The 21,229-nt window shown below is 38.6% G+C and carries 21 protein-coding genes; 14 read left to right on the top strand and 7 right to left on the bottom strand.

The window, feature by feature from the left end; all coding sequences use genetic code 11:
• Positions 1 to 60: 60 nt before the first annotated feature.
• Positions 61 to 1,404, bottom strand: a complete 1,344-nt coding sequence (gdhA, locus tag BUB91_RS01460) for an NADP-specific glutamate dehydrogenase (protein WP_073096078.1) — start codon at positions 1,402 to 1,404, stop codon at positions 61 to 63.
• A gap of 209 nt (positions 1,405 to 1,613) precedes the next feature.
• Between gdhA and BUB91_RS01455 the strand changes: the two genes are divergently transcribed.
• Positions 1,614 to 2,423 (top strand): THC0290_0291 family protein, encoded by an 810-nt coding sequence (locus BUB91_RS01455; protein ID WP_073096076.1) that lies wholly within the window; start codon positions 1,614 to 1,616, stop codon positions 2,421 to 2,423.
• A gap of 13 nt (positions 2,424 to 2,436) precedes the next feature.
• Here BUB91_RS01455 and BUB91_RS01450 read toward each other — a convergent pair whose 3' ends face one another.
• Positions 2,437 to 3,579, bottom strand: a complete 1,143-nt coding sequence (locus BUB91_RS01450) for a cystathionine gamma-synthase (protein WP_073096074.1) — start codon at positions 3,577 to 3,579, stop codon at positions 2,437 to 2,439.
• Positions 3,580 to 3,776: 197 nt separating this feature from the next.
• Here BUB91_RS01450 and BUB91_RS01445 point away from each other — a divergent pair, with 197 nt between their 5' ends.
• A complete protein-coding gene (locus BUB91_RS01445) occupies positions 3,777 to 4,538 on the top strand; it encodes a DUF3298 and DUF4163 domain-containing protein (RefSeq protein ID WP_128759274.1) in 762 nt (253 codons plus the stop codon).
• On the opposite strand, the gene BUB91_RS01440 is transcribed toward BUB91_RS01445, so the two are convergent.
• A complete protein-coding gene (locus tag BUB91_RS01440) occupies positions 4,522 to 4,998 on the bottom strand; it encodes a DinB family protein (protein WP_073096073.1) in 477 nt (158 codons plus the stop codon). The genes BUB91_RS01445 and BUB91_RS01440 overlap by 17 nt on opposite strands.
• 128 nt (positions 4,999 to 5,126) lie before the next feature.
• On the opposite strand from BUB91_RS01440, the gene BUB91_RS01435 reads away from it, so the two are divergent.
• Both BUB91_RS01435 and BUB91_RS01430 read left to right on the top strand, forming a co-directional pair.
• Positions 5,127 to 5,480, top strand: coding sequence for an arsenate reductase family protein (locus BUB91_RS01435; RefSeq protein ID WP_073096070.1), 354 nt, complete (start codon positions 5,127 to 5,129; stop codon positions 5,478 to 5,480).
• Positions 5,481 to 5,487: 7 nt separating this feature from the next.
• Positions 5,488 to 6,396: a DMT family transporter gene (locus BUB91_RS01430; RefSeq protein WP_073096068.1), complete on the top strand. Its 909-nt coding sequence runs from the start codon at positions 5,488 to 5,490 to the stop codon at positions 6,394 to 6,396.
• 86 nt (positions 6,397 to 6,482) lie between these two features.
• On the opposite strand, the gene BUB91_RS01425 is transcribed toward BUB91_RS01430, so the two are convergent.
• Positions 6,483 to 6,959, bottom strand: coding sequence for an acyl-CoA thioesterase (locus BUB91_RS01425; RefSeq protein WP_073096066.1), 477 nt, complete (start codon positions 6,957 to 6,959; stop codon positions 6,483 to 6,485).
• Positions 6,960 to 7,084: 125 nt separating this feature from the next.
• Between BUB91_RS01425 and BUB91_RS01420 the strand changes: the two genes are divergently transcribed.
• The 4 genes from BUB91_RS01420 to treF all read left to right on the top strand — a co-directional run bounded on the left by BUB91_RS01420 (position 7,085) and on the right by treF (position 11,670).
• The gene (locus BUB91_RS01420; protein ID WP_073096064.1) at positions 7,085 to 8,107 is read left to right on the top strand and encodes a bestrophin family protein; all 1,023 of its coding nucleotides are present in this window, start codon (positions 7,085 to 7,087) and stop codon (positions 8,105 to 8,107) included.
• Entirely contained in the window at positions 8,107 to 9,141 is a 1,035-nt protein-coding gene (locus BUB91_RS01415) for a YheT family hydrolase (protein WP_083557799.1), read from the top strand. The genes BUB91_RS01420 and BUB91_RS01415 overlap by 1 nt, the downstream gene beginning before the upstream one ends.
• Before the next feature lie 195 nt (positions 9,142 to 9,336).
• Positions 9,337 to 9,855 carry a plastocyanin/azurin family copper-binding protein gene (locus BUB91_RS01410; protein WP_073096062.1) on the top strand — a complete coding sequence of 173 codons (519 nt, stop codon included), beginning with the start codon at positions 9,337 to 9,339 and terminating at the stop codon, positions 9,853 to 9,855.
• A 213-nt stretch (positions 9,856 to 10,068) separates the two neighbouring features.
• Positions 10,069 to 11,670 (top strand): alpha,alpha-trehalase TreF, encoded by a 1,602-nt coding sequence (gene treF, locus BUB91_RS01405; protein ID WP_073096059.1) that lies wholly within the window; start codon positions 10,069 to 10,071, stop codon positions 11,668 to 11,670.
• A 64-nt stretch (positions 11,671 to 11,734) separates the two neighbouring features.
• Here the strand turns inward: treF and BUB91_RS01400 are convergent, their stop codons facing one another.
• The 3 genes from BUB91_RS01400 to BUB91_RS01390 are packed head-to-tail and all read right to left on the bottom strand — an operon-like array spanning position 11,735 to position 14,981.
• A complete protein-coding gene (locus tag BUB91_RS01400; protein WP_073096057.1) occupies positions 11,735 to 12,655 on the bottom strand; it encodes a hydroxypyruvate isomerase family protein in 921 nt (306 codons plus the stop codon).
• The gene (locus BUB91_RS01395; RefSeq protein WP_073096055.1) at positions 12,655 to 13,293 is read right to left on the bottom strand and encodes a gluconate 2-dehydrogenase subunit 3 family protein; all 639 of its coding nucleotides are present in this window, start codon (positions 13,291 to 13,293) and stop codon (positions 12,655 to 12,657) included. The genes BUB91_RS01400 and BUB91_RS01395 overlap by 1 nt, the downstream gene beginning before the upstream one ends.
• A 2-nt stretch (positions 13,294 to 13,295) precedes the next feature.
• The gene (locus BUB91_RS01390; RefSeq protein ID WP_073096391.1) at positions 13,296 to 14,981 is read right to left on the bottom strand and encodes a GMC oxidoreductase; all 1,686 of its coding nucleotides are present in this window, start codon (positions 14,979 to 14,981) and stop codon (positions 13,296 to 13,298) included.
• Between the two features lie 191 nt (positions 14,982 to 15,172).
• Here BUB91_RS01390 and BUB91_RS01385 point away from each other — a divergent pair, with 191 nt between their 5' ends.
• Genes BUB91_RS01385 through BUB91_RS01360 form a run of 6 tightly spaced genes read left to right on the top strand, consistent with a single transcriptional unit; the run spans position 15,173 to position 21,219 of the window.
• A complete protein-coding gene (locus BUB91_RS01385) occupies positions 15,173 to 16,150 on the top strand; it encodes a sugar phosphate isomerase/epimerase family protein (RefSeq protein ID WP_073096053.1) in 978 nt (325 codons plus the stop codon).
• Positions 16,151 to 16,156: 6 nt separating this feature from the next.
• Positions 16,157 to 17,389 carry a nucleoside permease gene (locus tag BUB91_RS01380; RefSeq protein ID WP_073096050.1) on the top strand — a complete coding sequence of 411 codons (1,233 nt, stop codon included), beginning with the start codon at positions 16,157 to 16,159 and terminating at the stop codon, positions 17,387 to 17,389.
• 1 nt (position 17,390) lies between these two features.
• On the top strand, positions 17,391 to 18,542 hold the full coding sequence (locus BUB91_RS01375) for a Gfo/Idh/MocA family protein (RefSeq protein ID WP_073096048.1): 1,152 nt from the start codon (positions 17,391 to 17,393) through the stop codon (positions 18,540 to 18,542).
• Between the two features lie 56 nt (positions 18,543 to 18,598).
• Positions 18,599 to 19,654, top strand: coding sequence for a sugar phosphate isomerase/epimerase family protein (locus BUB91_RS01370; RefSeq protein ID WP_073096045.1), 1,056 nt, complete (start codon positions 18,599 to 18,601; stop codon positions 19,652 to 19,654).
• Between the two features lie 8 nt (positions 19,655 to 19,662).
• Entirely contained in the window at positions 19,663 to 20,409 is a 747-nt protein-coding gene (locus tag BUB91_RS01365) for a 3-keto-disaccharide hydrolase (protein ID WP_073096043.1), read from the top strand.
• Positions 20,410 to 20,412: 3 nt separating this feature from the next.
• Positions 20,413 to 21,219 (top strand): 3-keto-disaccharide hydrolase, encoded by an 807-nt coding sequence (locus BUB91_RS01360; protein ID WP_073096041.1) that lies wholly within the window; start codon positions 20,413 to 20,415, stop codon positions 21,217 to 21,219.
• The last annotated feature ends 10 nt before the right edge of the window (positions 21,220 to 21,229 follow it).

Below are 21,229 nucleotides of genomic sequence, written 5' to 3'. Positions count from 1 at the left end.
AAAAAGGCTTGGGTAATTACCGAAGCCTTTGACTAATACTTTTTATGAAATCTCGATTATTTAAACAATACCTTGAGCAAGCATTGCTTCTGCAACTTTTACAAAACCTGCAACATTTGCACCTTTTACATAATCAACAAATCCATCTTCTTGTCTACCATATTCAACACAAGCATTGTGAATATCATACATAATCTCGTGTAACTTTTTATCTACTTCTTCTGCAGACCAGTTATATCTGATGCTGTTTTGCGACATTTCTAATCCTGATGTTGCTACACCACCTGCATTTGAGGCTTTACCCGGAGAGAATAAAATCTTTTCCTTAATGAAAACCTCAATCGCCTCTGGCGTAGAAGGCATATTCGCTCCTTCACCTACAGCCATGACTCCGTTTTTAACGAGCAATTCTGCATCCTCTTTATCCAACTCGTTTTGAGTAGCACAAGGCAATGCGATATCACACTTAATTCCCCAAGGTGCTTTACCTTCGTGAAATTCTGCTTCAGGATATTTATCTAGATATTCTTTGATACGGCCGCGACGCTCATTTTTGATCTCCATGATATACGCGAGCTTTTCTTTACCTATACCGGCCTCGTCATAAATAAAACCATCAGAATCAGAAAGTGTTACCACTTTTGCATCAAGTTGTGTTGCTTTTTCTGCAGCGTACTGCGCCACGTTACCAGAACCTGAAATTACAACGGTTTTTCCGGCAAGTTTTTCACCGATGTTATTCAACATATATTTTGTGAAATATACGTTACCATAACCGGTAGCTTCAGGACGAATTTTAGATCCTCCGTAAGAAAGCCCCTTTCCGGTTAAAATTCCGGTAAATTCATTTTTGATACGCTTGTATTGACCAAACATATAACCAATCTCACGACCACCTACTCCAATATCTCCTGCAGGAACATCTGTATTAGGACCTATGTGACGGTATAATTCTGTCATAAAACTCTGGCAAAAACGCATAACCTCAGCATCGCTTTTACCTCTGGGGTTAAAGTCAGAACCTCCTTTACCACCGCCCATAGGCAATGACGTAAGACTGTTTTTAAACACCTGCTCAAAACCTAAAAATTTTAAAATACTCAAGTTTACAGAAGGATGAAAACGCAGTCCACCTTTATAAGGTCCAATTGCTGAATTGAATTCAATGCGGTAGCCTTTATTAATTTGTGTTTCTCCTTTATCATCTACCCAAGGCACTCTAAACAAAATAGCGCGCTCTGGCTCCACCATGCGCTCTAAAAGCTTTTTACCCTGATATCTAGGATTTTTTTCTATAAAAGGAATAACAGTTTCTGCTACTTCCTGCACAGCCTGAATGAACTCAGGCTCGTTAGGATTAGCTTTCGCAACAGAATCAACAAAGTTTTTAATGCTATCTGTCATTATATTATTATTTTTTGAATTTATAATTTTAAATGCCCTTTGGCAGCGCAAATATATGATATTGATAAAAATTAGTATCTAAATTTTAGAAATTCTTAATATTGATCCTTCATTTTTAATATATCTATCATAGAATTTTTGATGCAAGGACTATTTTAGGTTAAATGCTCAATTTCACTATATTTGTTTCACTTTAAGTCCCAAACCTAATGAATACCAAAATTTTAGTTGCGGTATTAACACTTTGTCTAACAACACCTTTCACAGGTAAGGCACAACTTACATTCTCAAATGAAGTAGGTGTTATTGCAGGTCCATTACTTTTTCAATCAGATTTTGGGCTGCGTTATGATACAGACACTAATTTAAACAATCAAGCTTGGGGAATTGGAATTGTACACTATTTTAACTTCTCTTATAGAGCAGATTGCAATTGTTACACCCGAGATCGCTATTTTAATGATCATTTTAAGCTGCGTTCTGAAGCTGATCTTCATTATACCCCACTTACCCATGAAGGGAAAGAATCTGAAAAAGACACCCCAGAAGGTCGAGATTTAAGAGACCACAAGGGAAGTTCACTTGTTTTTGAGCTAGGTATGCAGCTTGAGTACTTTCCACTAAGCTTACGAGACTTTCAAGCTGGCGCTTATAAGATTGCCCCTTATATAAGCTTAGGAGCACATTTTGTTTCATTCAAACCAAATCATTCATCTGTGCAAGATATTCCTGGCGCTACGCCACAAGATATTTACTTTGACCCCTTCCTTATTGGTGACGGAGGCGATTTGGGAGGTATAAGTAGTAATGCCGGTACCACCTGGGCACTTACCGGAAGTATTGGTATACGCTATAAACTCACAATATTGAGCGATCTCAATTTAGAATTTAGATACCATAAATACCATTCGGACTGGGTTGATGGGTTAAACCCTGATCCTGAGTTTTACTCACCTAATAAATACGATGATTCTATAGTATGGTTAAACATAGGATACATCTATTATCTGAATTTTTAAAAAAACAAGCTTCTTAAGCTAAAGCTTGTTTCAAATCAGCTAAAAGATCTTCTGCGTCTTCTATACCTACACTTAAACGTATCAACGAATCTTTAATACCTGTTTTTTCGCGCTCTTCTTTTGGAATACTGGCATGCGTCATACTAGCAGGATGCCCGGCAAGACTTTCTACACCACCCAAACTTTCGGCAAGGGTGAATACTTTTAATTTTTCAACAACCTCAATGGCTCCTTCAAGAGAATCTTTTTTGGTCGTAAATGAAACCATTCCACCAAAATCTTTCATCTGTTTTTTAGCAATATCGTGATTGGGATGATCTTCAAAACCCGGCCAATAAACCTTATCCACCTTAGGATGATTCTTTAAAAACTCAGCAACTGCTTTACCGTTTTCACAATGACGCTGCATACGCACATGCAATGTTTTAATTCCGCGAAGCGCTAAAAAACTGTCTTGCGGTCCACAGACAGCACCACTTGCATTCTGAATAAAATACAGTTTATCTGCAAGGTCTTTATCTCTTATAATAAGACCGCCCATGACCAAATCGCTATGACCGCCCAGATATTTTGTAACACTGTGCATAACCAAATCTGCACCTAAATCTAAGGGCTGTTGCAAATAAGGCGTCGCAAAGGTATTATCTACCGCCAGCAAAATTTTGTGCGCTTTAGCCACCTGAGCAACGGCTTCAACATCTATGATATTCATCATAGGGTTTGTAGGCGTTTCTACCCAAATCAACTTGGTTTTATCGGTAATTGAAGCTTCAATTGCAGCAGTATCTTGCATGCTTACAAAATGAAATTTCAGACCAAAATCTTCAAAAATTTTCGTGAACAAGCGGTACGAACCGCCATACAAATCATTAGTAGATATGATTTCATCTCCCGGTTTGAATAACTTTAAAACTGCATCAATTGCTGCAAGACCGGAACCAAAAGCTAAACCAAACTCACCATTCTCTAAACTTGCTAAAGCATCCTCAAGCGCTTTACGCGTAGGATTTCCACTTCGCGAATATTCAAAACCTTTATGACCACCCGGCGTTGACTGTGCATAGGTAGATGTTTGATAAATAGGAGGCATCACACTTCCGTATGCAGGGTCTGTATTGTGTTGACCGCCGTGAATGGTTTTGGTATTGAATTTCATAAATCTTAATCTTTATTTGCTGCTATTCATAGATGCCTTGCGGAAAGTCCACAGGATTTTAATCTAAAAAATTAAATCTAAAGGACAAGTTTTAAATTTTTAATCTCGATTATCGAAGTAAATGTAGGAAGCAAGAAACCTATTCCCAAAATTGCTTGTACCTTTATTCTTTGTTTAACACCAAAACTAAATTTGCTTTGAAGAAATTTGTTTCAATACTGACTATTTTTATTATCCTAATCAGTTGTGAGAAAAAAGAAACTCCGCTCGTATTTGATACTAAAACCTATAATCCCGAAAATTTAAACGCTTGCGAAGAGGGTATCTGCCCTGTGATAAAAATCGAAAAACTCACCGCTTCCGGTAACGGTGGTTTTTCAGACACAATTAATAATGCTGTAGAGCAAGTACTCGTGAATACACTCAGTATTTCACCGGAAGACATCCCGAATATCAAAACACTAGATGAGGCTTTAGACAATTTTATCACAAGCTATCGCGCTTATCGTAATGATTTTCCCGAAGCTTCCGTAGAATATAACATAAACAGCACATCCCAAATAAGCTATGAGAGTGAAAAAGTATTGAGCATCATTTTTGACAATTACTCCTATTGGGGCGGAGCGCACGGTTATGGCAGCACGACCTATATCAATTTTGATAAAGAAACCCACGAGCAACTTTCTAAAGAAGCTTTATTCTCTGATCAAGCCGGTTTTTTAAAGTTTGCCGAAACTCAGTTTAGAAATCAAAAAGGTATTGCTGAAGATGAAAACATCAACAGCAGGGGGTACTTTTTTGAAAATGACAGCTTTTCTTTACCCGAAAACATAGGTTTTAAAGACGACAAGCTCATACTTATTTACAATCCGTATGAGATCGCATCCTATGCAGATGGCCAGATTATTTTAGAATTTCCTATTACTGAAGTGCAAAAATACCTTAGACCAAACCTATAGCGTGACGCAAAGCCAACACCGATCCTAAATGGATTCCTTCGTGAAAATTGTTATAAGAGATCGCCTCCTCAACATTGCTCAGTGTACTATCCATTGATGTTGTGATGGTGTTATACGTTTTAAAAAGACCTGCATCATAATCTGTTGCAGTCTGATCAAGTGTACTGAATAACAATTCTTTTATTTCAGCTACTTCTGCTTGAGAAGCATCAGCTTCAGGTTTTGTACCTTTTCGATATTTATCGATAATTTCATCAGAAACTAACACCGGTACATTTGAGAACTTATAAACCAATATTTGCTGCGTAGCCACAAGGTGCGCTATATTCCAAAAAATATTGTTGTTATACCCCTCTGGTATTTTATTTAAATCTTCGAGAGAAAGTGTCTCGAGGTAGTTTTTTAAAATTACTCGAGTTTTATAAGTGATTTTTAAAGCGTAGTCAAAAGTGAATGCCATCTGTATAATTTTAATCAAAAATACCTTTTTACAATGAAAAGCAATTACTTTGTACCTGCAAACTGTGTTTTAAAAAGTAATACACGGTTTGGCTTTTTAAGTGATTATAAATTTTAAAATCTGTTGTTTTGAAAAAAATATATTACCTCTCTACCTGCGATACTTGTAAACGAATTATGAATGAGGTTGAATTGTCAGCTGCGTTTATCAAACAAGATATCAAAACAGATCCCATCACTGAAGAACAACTTGACGAACTCTATAATTTAAGCGACAGCTACGAAGCTTTATTTAACAAGCGCGCTCGTTTGTATAGAGAACGTGGTTTAAACAATGAGAATCTTGGTGAAGATGACTTCGCAGAACTTATTCTGGAGCATTACACGTTTTTAAAAAGACCGGTGATTGTGAATAACGATCAGATCTTTATTGGCAACAGCAAAAAGACCGTTGCCGCTGCTAAAGAGGCTATACATTCTTAAACAGCTTATGAATAAACGCGTGCTTGCACTTGCTGCAGCAACCGGAGCCAGCACTATTTATGGCATTAATCACACACTTGCTAAAGGGGTGATGCCAGACTACATAGGTGCTTATGGCTTTATTTTATTGCGGGTAGTGGGAGCTTCTGTTCTATTCTGGACGATAAGCCTATTTACAAAATCAGAAAAAGTTGAGCGTGTCGATTATTGGCGCTTTCTGGGATGTGCCGTTTTTGGGATGTTTGTAAACATGCTCGCCTTCTTTAAAGGATTGAGCCTGTCAACACCTATAAACAGTTCGGTAATTATTACGCTGAGTCCGGTCATTCTATTGATTTTATCGGCGCTTTTTTTAAAGGAAAGAATAACCTGGATAAAGACAATTGGTATTTTTACTGGAATGCTTGGCGCTCTGGTTCTAGTACTTTTTGGGGCTTCAGAACAACCCAATGCTCCTAATATTCCATTAGGGAATTTACTGTTCTTTGTAAATGGAGCAACGTATGCCGTCTACCTAATTCTTGTAAAACCTATAACCTCAAAATATTCAGCCATCACTTTAATGAAATGGTTTTTTCTTACGGGTGTGGTCTTAAATCTTCCGTTTACGCTTTCAGAATTTACAGCCGTAGACTGGCTAGAGCTTCCGCTACGCGCAATATGGATTATGATATTTGTGGTTGTAGGCACAACTTTTTCAACCTATTTACTCAACTTGTACGCGTTAAAAACACTCATAGCTTCTACCGTAGGTGCGTTTATTTACCTGCAACCGGTAATTGCTGTGATATTTGCAATGTTGGTAGGTGCAGATAAAATGACGCCGGTGCGTGCAGGAGCAGCGCTTTTAATTTTTGCCGGGGTTTACCTTTCTACCCGAAATAAGCCACCTTTGGACAAGCCCACAAGGAATTAAAAGGAAACATCTTTTGACTTCGAGACCCGTTTCGGAACACCCGGCCGGTAGGCAGGTTTAAATCTCGATTATCGAGTAAAAAAAGCTTAGCTTAAATCTTTTGGCTTTTTACCAAATTTACGCGTGTCCTCTTTGGTGATGATTTTAAAATCATCCGTATGATCTAATGACGAAAGATTCTCATACAGTTCCTCTGGTAAAGCAATGAGTTTACGCTCTTTTAAATCTATCCAAGCTCCCATCATTTCACAACTTGCAAAATTGCGCCCTTTGTAATCGTAGAAGTTATGTACAAATTCAAAATACATTCCGTCTTCTGATAGGCCTTTTAATTGAAGCGTAACACGCACAGGCTTCCCGGCAAAGACTTCTTTAAAGTAATACATATGTTCATAGAAAACTACCGGACCTATATTATGTTTTGCCATCTCTTGTTGTCCAAAACCGTTTTCCATTAAAAAAGCCATTCGGGTATGGCTCATAAAGTTGATATAAGCACTGTTGGCAAGGTGTCTATTAGCATCTATATCACTCCAGCGTATCTCAAATTCTTTAGTATACATAATCCTCTTAATTAGAAAAACAAAGATACCTAAAAGTGCTGTGCGTGCATACTATTTTAAATTTACCTTAATAGTTCTGACTATTCTATACATTCAAAGTATCTTTAAAAACAAAAAAAGCAACAATGCTCATCAAAAGAAATATTAGCTGGAAACTTATTCTACGCTATACCTGGAAAAACCTCGTGTTTTTTCTCATCTATTCGCTTATCCTATTTTACTTATATCACGATCTGGGTTGGGAATTTATAGATATCCCTTTTGAACCGCTAACGGTAATTGGTATTGCTGTATCTTTTTATCTGGGTTTTAAAAACAGTCAGAGTTATGATCGTTTCTGGGAAGGAAGAAAAATCTGGGGAATGATTGTGAACTGGAGTCGCACCTGGGGAATACGCGTACTGAGCCTCATAGAGTTTGAAAACAAAGAAGTTGAAAAAGAAATTAAAAGAGATTTGATCTACAGGCATATCGCCTGGTTAAATGCACTTCGCGTTCAACTGCGCCAACCGCGTTCTTGGACATTACAAGAAGGCAAATTGGTAGAACGTTTATTTGACCGTCACGCAGAACGAAATATCGAAAGCAATCAAGCGTATCAGTTTGTAGGGCAGGATGAATATGAAGAAATTAAAAAACGAGAAAACCCGGCAACGCATCTTATAAAAAATCAAAGTTTAATCATTCAGCGTCTCAGAAAAGATAAAGTGATAGATGGTTTTCAGGAAATGCAACTTCATGAAGCTCTGGCTAAGTTTTATGATTTTCAGGGTATGTCTGAACGTATTAAAAACACACCGTTCCCCAGACAATATGGTTATTTCTCAAAACTATTTACTTGGATTTTCGTCCTTTTGCTTCCATTAGGCTTACTCAATATTTTTGAAATTCATGTAACAGATTCGGTACATCCATCGCAACAAATTTCACTTTTATTCCTGCAAATGATTCCATTTACGATTCTAATCATGTGGATTTTTACCACCATGGAATATATTGGAGACAATAGTGAAGACCCTTTTGAAGGAAGAGCTAATGATGTACCTATGACGGCTCTTTGCCGAACTATAGAAATTGATCTACGCGATATGCTTGACGAAAAAGACTTACCGCAAGGAATAAAACCAAAAGGAGAAATATTGTATTAATGCCACTGATCTCGTCTACATACAAACCTAAAACTCCATTTACAAACGGTCATTTTAATACCATTTATGCGGCAAAAATAAGACGCATAAAAGGAGTCAATTACAACAGAGAACGCATTACTCTAAGTGATGGAGATTTTCTGGATGTAGACTTTAGTTTTTCGCAAAGCGAAAAAAAGAGCTCTAAAATCACGATCATCGTTCACGGTCTTGAAGGTCACGCCAGAAGACCTTATATGCAAGGCACAGCTCGTATTTTAAACCAAAATGGCTTTGACTGCGCTTCTATTAACCTTAGAGGTTGTAGCGGCGAAGACAATACAAAAATGCGCTCTTATCACTCCGGTGCTTCTGAAGATCTGGCAGATGTGATAAACTATATTGTCTCAAAGAATAAATACAAAGCAATCTACTTATGCGGATTTAGTCTGGGTGGCAATATTATTTTAAAATATTTAGGTGAAAATCGAGATCGACCTAACCTATTACAAGCTGCTGTTGCGGTCTCTACTCCAGTGGATCTTTACGATTCTTTAGGAGCATTACAACAACGAACCAACTGGGTATACCGCTGGTCTTTTCTTAAAGATCTAAAGAAAAAATACAATGCAAAATTAAAGGTATATCCTAACGAACTGAGCAAAGAAAACAAACGTAAAATAAAGTCGCTTTTGCTTTTTGATGAGCTGTACACAGCACCTGCCAATGGTTTTGAGAACGCTCTAGACTATTATAAAAAAAGTAGCAGCAAGCAGTTTTTAGCTAACATTAAGATTCCTACATTAATCATAAATGCGCTTGACGATTCATTTTTAAATGAAAAATGCTACCCAAAAAAAGAAGCCGAACAGAATAAGAACCTTTTCTTAGAAACACCTGCCTTTGGAGGTCACGTAGGCTTTATGACCTTAAAAGAGGTAAGTTATAATGAAAAACGAACCTTAGATTTTTTTAGTAAACTACCTCGGGGCGAGCCCACGAGGCATTCGTTAGAAACAAATTTTCAATTTCGCGGCAAGACTCGGGGGTATTAAACCCTTTGGCGGTGCCAATAAATAGAAAAGTAAACCATCTTGTGCCAAGCTCACAAAGCAACGAAAGGAAACAGCTTTTAACTTTGAGACAAACCTAAGAGCATTAAATCTCGATTATCGAGTAAAAGAGCCACAGATAAGTCTTGCAGTGCGTTTATATCTTGTGTATATTAGCGATTACCTAAATAAATACTAATGAAAACTTTAAAAATCACCCTTCTTTTTGCGCTTTCCTTAATTTTAGTGAATTGCGGAGATGACAAAAAGAAAGAAGAAAAAGAATCTGTAAAAATTGGAGCAAGTTCTTCTTCGTCTTCAAGTGCTAAAAAATCTGACGAGAATGTAACCGAAGTTGTTCTTCTTGCCACAGATATGATGCAGTTTGATAAAAATGAAATACGCGTTCCTGCCGGTAAAAAAGTAAAACTTACGCTACGCCACACCGGGAAACAACCTGTAGAAGTTATGGGGCACAACTTTGTGCTTTTAACTATGGGGACTGAGATTCCTGCTTTTGGAGCTAAAGCTTCTGCTGCACGTGATAACGGTTATATCCCAGAAGATACAGACGCTGTAATTGTTCACACAAAAATGATAGGAGGTGGTCAATCTGACACTATAGAATTTGAAGCTCCAGAGCCTGGAACTTATGATTTTATCTGTAGTTTCCCTGGTCACTATAGCGTGATGAAAGGGAAGTTTATCGTAGAGTAAACACTGCTTTTTCAAATATAATTTAACGCCCAAAAGTTATCCAAAGCGATTAATTTTTGGGCGTTTTAGCTTTAAAAAGTAAACGACCTTGGGAAAGCCTGTATGACAAAAGCAGGCCCGCAAGGATTAAAAGGAAACAGCTGTTAACTTCGAGACAAGCCTCGGAGCACCTGCCGGTAGACAAGTTTAAATCTCGATTATCTAGTAAAAATTATGGTCACTAATTATTTTAAAATACTCCCCTTTTTATTGGTACTTATTCTTTCCTCTTGTAAAAATGAATCACAAACTGATGCTTCAGATCAGGCTGTAAATTTTCCTGATAAAAACCTCAATCCTATTGATCGCTATGGGGATTTACTCATGGCTGTACAGACTAATCGTATTTTTCCAGATGGAAAGACTTTTGTAGACTGTGAGCCTAAAATTCCATCAGAAGAGATTTTAAAGAATTATAATGCACAGAAAGGCAAAGAGGGTTTTAACCTTAAATCTTTTGTTTTAGAGCATTTCACCTTACCCGAAACGCCCACTTCAAATTTTGAATCAGACACCACGCGTTCTACAAGCGAGCATATCAATGCGCTGTGGTCGTATTTAAAACGGGATGCAGATGCCGTAGAAAATGGCTCGAGAATAGCCCTACCCAATGCTTATATTGTTCCGGGAGGTCGCTTTCAAGAAGTATATTATTGGGATAGTTATTTTATTCTTTTAGGGCTGAAAGAAGCCGGTGAAATCGAATTGATAGAAAATATCCTTGATAATTTTGCGTATCAAATAAATACCATCGGTTTTATCCCTAACGGAAACCGAACGTATTATTTGAGCAGATCTCAACCGCCATTTTTTGCCGAAATGGTAAACCTTCTAGCCGGCATTAAAGATGAAAAAACAGTTTATCTAAAATATCAAGAGGCTTTAGAAAAAGAATATGAGTTCTGGATGAAAGGCGCGAATGCATTGACCGAAAAAGGAGCTACAGGTCGCGTAGTAAAATTAGCTGACGGTCATATGCTCAACAGGTATTTTAGCAACACACAAACTCCGCGAGCAGAGAGCTATCTTGAAGATATTACCACAGCAGAAGAGTCTGGCCGTGAAGCTTCAGAAGTATATTTAAACATCTCGGCGGCTTGTGAGAGCGGTTGGGATTTTAGCAGCAGGTGGTTTGCAGATCCTAACGATATTGTCACGATCCAAACTACAAATATCATTCCGGTAGATTTGAATGCATTGCTGTATAATCTTGAAGAAACCCTTGCAAAAGCTCGCAGATTTAATGAAAATATTGAAGGTGCAGAGCAAATGGTAAAAGCTGCTTCTGACCGTAAAGATGCAATTGACACCTATTTATGGGATGCTTCACAAAACACCTATGCAGATTATAATTTAGTTTCAGAAATGGTTTCACCAACTCTTTCACTGGCGATGGTTTATCCGCTTTATTTTAAAGTTGCATCTCCTCAACAAGCTGAAGCCGTAAGCAGAACTTTAAAAACTCAATTTTTAAAACCGGGTGGACTCGTAACTTCTTTGGTAAAAAATAAGCAACAATGGGACAGTCCTAACGGATGGCCTCCACATCAATGGCTTGCGGTACGCGGACTTCAAACTTATGGGTTTAATGATCTAGCCGAAGAAATAAGCACAAGATGGTTGCACCTCAACGATCGAGTTTATAAACGCACCGGTAAAATGCTAGAAAAATACAATGTTATTGACACCACTTTAGTTGCCGGTGGTGGGGAGTACCCCACACAAGACGGATTCGGGTGGACAAATGGAGTTTATTTAGACCTGAATAAAGATTAAACTTCAAAAGACTAATCCCAAAAAAAAGCTTCGATTGAAGCCTCTTTTTGGGGGTAAAAGCTGTTTACAAAAAATCATCACAGCTTACATAAGCAGCTATGACAGCCCGTTCTCCTGCTGCTCCCGGCATAGAATTACCGTGTTCCATGCCCAGAACACCGGTGAAGCCTTTTTCATAAATGTGCTTAAAAATATTTTTATAATTAATCTCACCTGTAGTAGGCTCTTTTCTTCCCGGGTTATCTCCCATTTGAAAATATGCAATCTCATCCCAGGTGGCATCTATATTAGGAATCAAGTTTCCTTCCTGAATTTGCTGATGATACACATCAAAGAGAATTTTACACGAAGGACTATTTACCGCTTTACAAATTTGATAGGCTTGTGGACTCTCCTTCAGGAACAACCCCGGGTGATTGTAAAAATTAAGAGGCTCTAAAACCATTGTGATTCCGTGAGGTTCTAATAAAGCAGCAGCTTGCTTTAAACTCTCTACTACATGAGCCGTCTGATAATTGATATCCTGCGTCATATCTACATAACCCGGCACAACGGTCACCCATTTTGCATTAACGCGCTTAGCCACTTCTATAGAAGCTTTAATATCTGCCAGAAACTCGTCGCGCTTATCTTCTTTACCACTGGTAAGATTAGGCTCCGTCCAATAGATCTTATGCGCTACAAACACGCCCATTTGTAAACCCCGTTTTTGCATCACATCTGCCATTTGCTTTTGCAAAGCCACAGATCGCTCACGCATCGTATTATCTTCAAAAGCAGTAAAGCCCTGATCTGCCATAAAATTCAACTGATCTATAGGGTCATCTCCTGCCAGGTTTTTAAACATCCCTAAATGAGGAGCATAATTCAAGTTGAATTGATGATTAGAAGTCCCGTTTAATTGCATCGCAAAAAGGTTTGGCCCACTTAAAGCCAAAAAGGAACCACTAAGGGCTCCTTTTTGTATAAAATTTCTACGCTTCATTACAACGACATTACTTTGCCACCACCAGCTTCAGATTCGGGTAAACAACCTATATAAGCTCCCGGGATCGGATCGTACCAAAGTACGTTTTCGCCCACAGCTTCACTGTTTTTCCAAGCCCAGATACCTAAATCTCTTACTGCATTAAGATATGCATAAGAACCGGCATGCGCATCAAAATCTGCTTCAGGAGCATCAGGATCCTGAGTTTCTGAAATTCGCTTCACATAACCATCACGAGTTTCTTTATCTGCTCCTAAATATTTAGCAACAGCTTTTTCAAAATCTACAGCTTCACCGTCATTCACTTCTTTATCAAAATTTTCTTTAAAACTCAACGCAAATGCATTTGCACCTGATTTAAATTCTTCTTTTTGATTATCACCCGCAACTTCGTTCATATAGCTATCTATAAACTGAGCTATATTTAATTCGGATGCTCCTGGGGTATCAGTCTTAGGAAGAATCACATCCAAAACCTGAGTTAAAGCAAAACCGTTAGCAACATTTAAGAAAACAGGTTGCCATTCATTTTTTGGTTCGCTCTTACAACTTTGCAATAAGCTAAAAACTGCTGGAGCAACGGCTACATAACCAGCGCCCAGACCTATATTTTTTAATACTTGTCTTCTTTTCATAATTAAGCGAATTTTCCGTTTTTAAATTGTTCTGCTGCGTGGTTAGCTGCTCTTGCAGTAAATGCCATATAGGTTAATGAGGGATTTACACAACTCGCTGAAGTCATAAAAGAACCATCTGTAACATACACATTAGGTACAGCATGCAGTTGATTGTTTCCGTTAAGAACAGAAGTTTTAGGATCTCTACCCATACGAGCGGTTCCCATCTCGTGAATACCTAGACCAGGTGCACCCGGGTTATCGTAAGTCTGCACATCTTTAAAGCCAGCATTAGTTAGCATATCTGCCGCCTGCTGTTTCATATCTTTACGCATCTCCCATTCGTTCTCTTTCCACTCAGCGTCAAAAGTAATAGTTGGCAATCCCCATTTATCTACTTTATCATAATCTAAGGTCATTTTATTCTCGTGATAAGGCAGACATTCACCAAAAGCATTGATCCCTATAGTCCATCCTCCTGGTTCAGAAATAGCTTTCTTAAGATCCTCACCGTATTTCATTTCTGAAATTGCTTCGGTCCAGTCTCCACGACTTGCTCCACCTTGATATCCATAACCACGCTTAAAGTTTGGTTGATCTGAATCTCCACCTACATTTCTAAATCTGGGAATATAAAGTCCGTTTGCACGACGACCTTTGTAATACTTATCTTCAAAACCATCAAATTTTGCAGACGCTCCTACATTAAAGTGATGATCCATAATATTGTGACCCAATTCTCCACTATCATTACCCAATCCTTCAGGGAAACGATCTGATTTAGATTGCATTAAAATAGACGCTGAAGCGATTGCTGATGCACACAAGAAAACAACTTTTGAATTGAAAACCAGCTCTTCTTTAGTCTCTGCATCAATAACTCTAACTCCTGTGGCAAGCTTTGTAGTGTCATCATAAATAACCTCACTTACAATACTAAAGGGTCTTAACGTCATATTACCGGTACGCTCTGCAGCTGGTAAAGTAGATGAATTAGAGCTAAAATAAGCCCCAAAAGGACACCCACGCATACAGCGATTTCTGTATTGACAAGCAGAACGACCCTCAAAAGTTTTATCTGTATAGGTGATATGCGCTGTACGTCCTATAGTAAGTAAGCGGTCTTTATAATTCTGCGCCATGTTTTTCTTGAGGTGCTCTTCAACGCAATTCAATTCCATTGGAGGCCCAAAATTACCATCAGGCAATTGTGGTAAACCTAAGTTTTCACCACTTACACCAATATATTCTTCAACCTTATCATACCAAGGAGAAATATCTTTATAACGTATAGGCCAGTCAACAGCTATACCTTCTTTTTTGTTTGCTTCAAAATCAATATCACTCAAACGGTAACTTTGACGTCCCCACATAATAGAGCGACCACCTACGTGATATCCACGCATCCAGTCAAAACGCTTCGTCTCGTTATAAGGATGCTCTAAGTCATTCACAAAGAAATGGCTGTGAGCCTTGTTTGTAGTATAACCGGTACGAGCTTGCTTAAACTGCTTAGCTTCTTCTTCTTTAGTGGGTTGTCCTTTATATTTAAAATCCCAAGGATCCATATTCATGGTCGGGTAGTCTTCAATATGTTTTACCATACGACCCCGCTCAAGAACTAAAGTCTTCAGACCATTTTCACACAATTCTTTGGCGGCCCAGCCACCACTAATTCCTGTACCTACCACAATGGCATCGTACATTTCTTCAGGTTTAATACTACTCACTTTTATTTAGTTTTTGATAATATAATCTAGCCTATGCTATCAAATATATAAATTTTAAGTTATTTTTTAGTTAAACCAAAAAAAGTATAATTTAGAGAACTTATATATTTCATCAGTGTCGGGTTCCTTTAGACACCCCCACTGAAACAACCTAAATTGCTTATTCAATGAACGTTAAACTCGCATTGGCAGCTCTTATTTCAGTAGCTGTCTTATCGTGTAAAAGCGAAAAAAAAACTGAAAAAAATACAAATGAAAGCGTTGTAGTAACCGAAAAACAGCCTTTTTTTAAAATTTCACTTGCTCAATGGTCCCTAAATGAAGCCATAAGAAGTGGTGAAATGGATCCCTTAGATTTTGCTGAAAAAGCACACGAAATGGGTTTTGAAGGAATCGAATATGTAAGTCAATTGTATACTCCTTTAATGGAAACTTACGATAACGATAAAATTGCACTCGATTCTATTCTTCCTAAAATGAAAGCCAAAAGCCAAGAATTTCAAGTAGAAAATGTACTCATTATGGTTGATGGCGAAGGCAATCTGGCAGCAGCGTCAGAATCTGAACGCAACCAAGCCGTAGAAGATCACAAAAAATGGGTAGACGCTGCAAAATATTTAGGCTGTCACGCCATTCGTGTAAACCTCATCGGTGCTGCAGATAAAGAAGTCTGGAAAAATAGTGCCATTGATGGTCTGGGTAAACTTGCAGATTATGGGGCTAAACAAAATATTGAAGTTACTGTAGAAAATCACGGCGGTTACTCATCAGATGCAGCACTCCTTATGGAAGTCATCACTGCTATTGATAAAGAAAACTGTGGCACATTACCCGATTTTGGAAACTTCTGTATGGAACGGGAAAATGGTGAAATGTGGGGTGCTCCTTGTGTTAAAGAATATGATAAATACAAAGGCATTGAAGAAATGATGCCTAAAGCTTTAGCTGTTAGCGCTAAAACGTATGACTTTAATGATTCCGGCGAAGAAACTTCAATGAATTTTACCCGCATTCTGCAAACCGTAAAAGATGCCGGTTACACCGGTTTTATAGGTGTTGAATATGAAGGTGAAAATCACACACCAGAAGAAGGAATACTACTAACTAAAGAATTGCTGCTTTCCGCAGCTCAAAAACTTAACTAATATTTTATGAAATCATTTATTCGCGTACAACTATCCATTATGATGTTCCTCGAATTCTTTATTTGGGGCGGCTGGTTTGTTACACTAGGAACTTTTATGGGTCAAAATCTTAATGCCAGTGCTGGTGAAATAGGAGCTGCATTTTCAACACAATCTTGGGGTGCAATTATTGCCCCGTTTATAATTGGCCTAATTGCAGACCGCTATTTTAATGCAGAACGTATTTTAGCAGTTCTACACATTATAGGTGCATTTTTAATGTATCAGATGGCCTATTCAGAAAACTTTACAGAATTCTATCCTTACGTCTTAGGTTATATGATTGCATTTATGCCCACTTTAGCTTTGGTAAACTCTGTTTCTTTTAGACAACTTAAAGATCCTGCAAAAGAATTCTCTTATATCCGTGTTTTTGGAACCATAGGATGGATTATTGCCGGTCTTGTAATTAGCTACGTATTTTTCTGGGATACTACAGAAGCGCTCGCTGCTGGTGCTCTTAAAAATACATTCTTGATGACTGCAATTGCTTCAGCTGTACTTGGAGTTTTCAGTTTTACGTTACCTAAAACACCACCAGTTATAGCTAAAGGTGAAAAAGTAGGTTTACGAGATATTCTTGGTCTTGACGCACTTTCTTTATTGAAAGACAGAAACTTCTTAGTATTCTTTGCTTCTTCAATAATGATCTGCATTCCGCTTGCTTTTTATTATCAGAATTTAAGTCCGTTCTTAACCGAAATAGGAATGGAAGGTTCAACTGCAAAAGCAGCAATCGGTCAGGTTTCAGAAGTATTATTTATGCTTTTGCTTCCGCTTTTCTTTAAAAAATTCGGTGTTAAATACACCTTATTACTAGGTATGGCTGCTTGGGCCATTAGATACTTACTCTTTGCGTATGGTAATGCAGACGAACTCGTATTTATGCTCTTCATTGGTATTGCGCTTCACGGGGTTTGTTATGATTTCTTCTTTGTTTCTGGTCAGATTTACACAGACAGCAAAGCAGGAGAAAAATTCAAAAGTTCTGCTCAAGGTCTTATCACACTGGCGACCTATGGTGTAGGTATGCTTATAGGATTTTATGTAGCTGGTAAAGTGACTGATAGCAATCTCTTAAGCGAAGGAGTTCACGACTGGAATGGCATTTGGACATTTCCGGTACTATTTGCTGTAGCTGTTATGGTTCTTTTTGCTATATTCTTCAAGAACGAAAAAGTAGAAGAAAAACATTTATAAAATGAAAAAATTGAAAATGGGAATGGTCGGTGGCGGCCAAGGCTCTTTTATAGGCGATGTACACAGACGTGCATCTAGAATAGACGGAATGATTGATCTCGTTTGCGGTGCTTTTAGTAGTAATCCGGAACGCAGTCTAAAATCTGCCGAAGCTTTAGGCGTTGCTCCAGAGCGTGCTTACAAAAGCTTTGAGGAAATGGTCGAAAAAGAAGCAGAACTTCCTGAAGCAGAACGTATGGATTTTGTGGCTATAGTGACCCCTAATCATATGCATTTTCCTCCGGCTAAATTGGCTTTAGAAAAAGGCTTTCATGTGATTTGTGACAAGCCTGTAACCCTAAGTCTGGAAGAAGCTTTTGAGTTACAAAAAGTAGTAAAAAAGAGCGGAAAAGTTTTTGCTTTAACACATAACTACACCGGTTATCCAATGGTCAAACAAGCTCGCTTGATGATAGCAAATGGCGAACTGGGTGATATTCGCAAAGTAGTTGTACAGTACCTACAAGGGTGGATGTCTACTGCTGTTGAAGAAACAGAACACAAAGGAGCTTCTTGGAGAGTAGATCCTAAAAAATCTGGAATTGGTGGTGCGCTTGGAGACATTGGTACTCATGCCGAAAATCTAACCGAATACATTACCGGAAAGAAAATCGTAGAACTGGCTGCAGATCTAACTAGTTTTGGTGCCGGCCGTGTACTGGATGATGATGGTAATATTTTGTTACGTCTAGAAGACAATGCAAAAGGAACCTTGAGTATCTCTCAAATTGCAACCGGTGAAGAAAACAATCTTGCCATTCGCGTTTACGGTACTAAAGGTAGCGTGGCTTGGTGTCAGGAAAATCCTAATGAATTAACCGCGTATTGGTTAGATAAACCAAAACAAATATTTACACCTGGCGGAAACGGTACTTACGCAGAATCTACCGAATATACACGTGTTCCTGCGGGACACCCTGAAGGATATCTGGAAGGTTTTGCTACAATTTACAGAAGCTTTGCCAAAGAAGTACTTGCGGTAAAAGAAGGCGCAACTTTTAGCGAGCGACCAGATTTCCCAACCATTGATGACGGCCTAAGAGGTATGCAGTTTATTTATGCTGCTGTTGCTTCTAATGATAACAATGCCGCCTGGGTAAGCTTAACGGAATAACAACTTAAAACAAGCGTCTCGCTGAGGCGCTTGTTTTTTATAAAATTTAAAAAACTATGAAAACCATTAAAGGCCCTGCAGTCTTTCTTGCTCAGTTTATGGATGATAAAGAACCGTTTAATACGTTAGACGGATTGTGCAAATGGGCGAGCGAATTAGGCTATAAAGGGGTTCAAATACCCACTTGGGAAACCCGATTAATAGACCTTAAAAAAGCCGCAGAAAGTAAAACGTATTGCGACGAACTTAAAGGTAAGGTAAACAGCTACGGACTAGAAATCACCGAACTGTGTACACACCTTCAAGGGCAGCTGGTTGCTGTGCATCCTGCGTATGATGAGATGTTTGACAATTTCGCTCCAGACGGTTACAAAAACAATCCTAAAAAACGTCAGGCCTGGGCAGTAGATCAATTGATGTATGCTGCAAAAGCAAGTAGAAATTTAGGGATAGACGTTCACGGTACATTTAGCGGCGCCCTGCTTTGGCATACCTTTCACCCGTGGCCACAGCGCCCACCGGGTTTGGTTGAGCTTGGTTTTAAAGAACTGGCAAACCGCTGGACGCCTATACTCAATGCTTTTGATGAGCAAGGTGTAGACGTGTGTTATGAAGTGCATCCGGGAGAAGATATTCACGACGGGGTGACTTTTGAGCGCTTTTTAGAAGCTACCGGAAATCACAAACGTGTAAATATCTTATACGATCCCAGTCACTTTGTGCTTCAGCAATTAGATTACATTCAATACATAGATTTTTACCACGAGCATATAAAAATGTTCCACGTAAAAGATTCAGAATTCAATTCAACCGGAAAAAAAGGAGCTTTTGGTGGTTATGGAGATTGGATTGACCGCGCCGGTCGCTACCGCTCTCCGGGTGATGGTCAGATAGATTTTAAAACAATTTTTACAAAATTAACTGAATACAACTGTGACGTTTGGGCTGTTATGGAATGGGAATGCTGCATCAAATCTCCTGAGCAAGGAGCTCGAGAAGGCGCTCCATTTATCGCCAGTCATATTATTGAAGCTACAGAAAAAGCCTTTGATGATTTCGCAGGAGCGGAAACAGATGAAGCTAAATTAAAACGCATTCTAGGAATAAATTAAATCAAACTATGAAAAAACTAATTTTATCTGTTGGTCTGACAATGGCGCTTTTTACTTCTTGTAAAGAAAAAACAGAAAAGACCGAAGCAAAAAATATCGCAGAAACAACAACCGAAGAAACCCAGCCCGAAGATAACGATTGGGAGGTTTTATTTGATGGGAGTAATCTAGACAAATGGCACGCATATAATGGCCAAGCGCCAACACAATGGAAAATTGTTGATGATGCCTTAGTTTTTACACCTGCTGAAAACAGAGAAGGAACAGAAAACCTGGTTACCAATGAGAAATACACAAGTTTTGTTTTAACCCTAGACTGGATGATTTCTGAAGGCGGAAACAGTGGGATTATGTGGGCTGTTGAAGAAAACCCTGAATATCACGAACCGTATTACACAGGTCCTGAAATCCAGATCTTAGATGATGAGCGTCATCCAGATGCAAAAGCAGGAACTACACACCGTTCTGGAGCTTTATACGATATGATTGCTGCCCCTGAAGGTGTGGTAAATCCGGCAGGAGAGTGGAATAGTTATGAAATCACAATTGACTACACTAACAATGAAGGTATTATTGTAATGAACGGTGAGGAGGTTGTGACTTTTCCTGTAAAAGGTGAAGAATGGAAAGCGATGGTAGCTGACTCTAAATTTGCAGATTGGGAAGCTTTTGGCAAAGCCGAAACCGGCCTTCTTGCATTACAGGATCACGGACATCAGGTTTCCTTCAAAAACATAAAAATTAAAAAACTTTAAATTATGAACAGAAATCTAATCCTTCCTTTTCTTGCTGCAGGTATGCTTTTCTCCTGTAATGAGTCCGCAGAAAAAAAGAACGATGAGGTAACCACAACTACTGAGGATACTACAACAGCAGCCGCAGAAGCACCTATCACAGACCCTGAAGCTACCGAAGTATGGGAGCCAGAACCGGCTGTAGTTTCTTTTAACGACAAAGGTGTCCCTTCTGATGCAATCGTTTTATTTGACGGAGAAAACTTAGATGCCTGGGAAAGCACTAAAGAATCTGTTGTAAATGCCCCTTGGCAAATCAATCAAGATGGTTCTATGACTGTTGTAGGAGGTACCGGAGATATTCAAACTAAAGAGAGTTTTGGAGACATGCAGCTGCATATAGAATGGCAAGCTCCTCAAGTTATTGAGGGCGAAGGTCAAGGTCGTGGAAACAGCGGTATCTTCTTACAAGGTTTGTATGAAGTGCAAGTGCTTAACAGTTATGAAAACAGAACCTATTCTAACGGACAAGCAACTGCAATTTACAAACAAAGTATCCCGTTAGCAAATGCTACAAAACCTACTGAGCAATGGCAGACGTATGACATTATTTACCATCAACCAGAATTTGATGCTGATGGAACTAAAACTAAATCGGCTACTGTAACAGTTTTACACAACGGAGTTTTAGTACAAGACAACACCGAGATAAAAGGAACTACAGAATATATAGGAAAGCCTAAAAATCCTGCACATGGGGAAGGTCCTATCAAATTACAAGATCATGGTAATCCTGTAAGTTTTAGAAATATCTGGTTGCGTAAGTTGTAACAAATAGTTT

The sequence above is a fragment of the Leeuwenhoekiella marinoflava DSM 3653 genome (assembly GCF_900129005.1).
Classification (GTDB): Bacteria; Bacteroidota; Bacteroidia; order Flavobacteriales; family Flavobacteriaceae; genus Leeuwenhoekiella; species Leeuwenhoekiella marinoflava.
Note: the sequence above shows the minus strand (reverse complement) of the source record. Positions and strands in the feature narration are given on the sequence as shown.

Coding starts and splice junctions, on each gene's coding strand:
- BUB91_RS01425 (WP_073096066.1), bottom strand. CDS start 6,959: ATGTATACTAAAGAATTTGAGATACGCTGGAGTGATATAGATGCTAAT.
- BUB91_RS01415 (WP_083557799.1), top strand. CDS start 8,107: ATGCCACTGATCTCGTCTACATACAAACCTAAAACTCCATTTACAAAC.
- treF (WP_073096059.1), top strand. CDS start 10,069: ATGGTCACTAATTATTTTAAAATACTCCCCTTTTTATTGGTACTTATT.
- BUB91_RS01385 (WP_073096053.1), top strand. CDS start 15,173: ATGAACGTTAAACTCGCATTGGCAGCTCTTATTTCAGTAGCTGTCTTA.
- BUB91_RS01440 (WP_073096073.1), bottom strand. CDS start 4,998: ATGGCATTCACTTTTGACTACGCTTTAAAAATCACTTATAAAACTCGA.
- BUB91_RS01380 (WP_073096050.1), top strand. CDS start 16,157: ATGAAATCATTTATTCGCGTACAACTATCCATTATGATGTTCCTCGAA.
- BUB91_RS01365 (WP_073096043.1), top strand. CDS start 19,663: ATGAAAAAACTAATTTTATCTGTTGGTCTGACAATGGCGCTTTTTACT.
- BUB91_RS01430 (WP_073096068.1), top strand. CDS start 5,488: ATGAATAAACGCGTGCTTGCACTTGCTGCAGCAACCGGAGCCAGCACT.
- BUB91_RS01450 (WP_073096074.1), bottom strand. CDS start 3,579: ATGAAATTCAATACCAAAACCATTCACGGCGGTCAACACAATACAGAC.
- BUB91_RS01375 (WP_073096048.1), top strand. CDS start 17,391: ATGAAAAAATTGAAAATGGGAATGGTCGGTGGCGGCCAAGGCTCTTTT.
- BUB91_RS01370 (WP_073096045.1), top strand. CDS start 18,599: ATGAAAACCATTAAAGGCCCTGCAGTCTTTCTTGCTCAGTTTATGGAT.
- BUB91_RS01390 (WP_073096391.1), bottom strand. CDS start 14,981: ATGTACGATGCCATTGTGGTAGGTACAGGAATTAGTGGTGGCTGGGCC.
- BUB91_RS01395 (WP_073096055.1), bottom strand. CDS start 13,293: ATGAAAAGAAGACAAGTATTAAAAAATATAGGTCTGGGCGCTGGTTAT.
- BUB91_RS01400 (WP_073096057.1), bottom strand. CDS start 12,655: ATGAAGCGTAGAAATTTTATACAAAAAGGAGCCCTTAGTGGTTCCTTT.
- BUB91_RS01360 (WP_073096041.1), top strand. CDS start 20,413: ATGAACAGAAATCTAATCCTTCCTTTTCTTGCTGCAGGTATGCTTTTC.
- BUB91_RS01420 (WP_073096064.1), top strand. CDS start 7,085: ATGCTCATCAAAAGAAATATTAGCTGGAAACTTATTCTACGCTATACC.
- BUB91_RS01410 (WP_073096062.1), top strand. CDS start 9,337: ATGAAAACTTTAAAAATCACCCTTCTTTTTGCGCTTTCCTTAATTTTA.
- BUB91_RS01455 (WP_073096076.1), top strand. CDS start 1,614: ATGAATACCAAAATTTTAGTTGCGGTATTAACACTTTGTCTAACAACA.
- gdhA (WP_073096078.1), bottom strand. CDS start 1,404: ATGACAGATAGCATTAAAAACTTTGTTGATTCTGTTGCGAAAGCTAAT.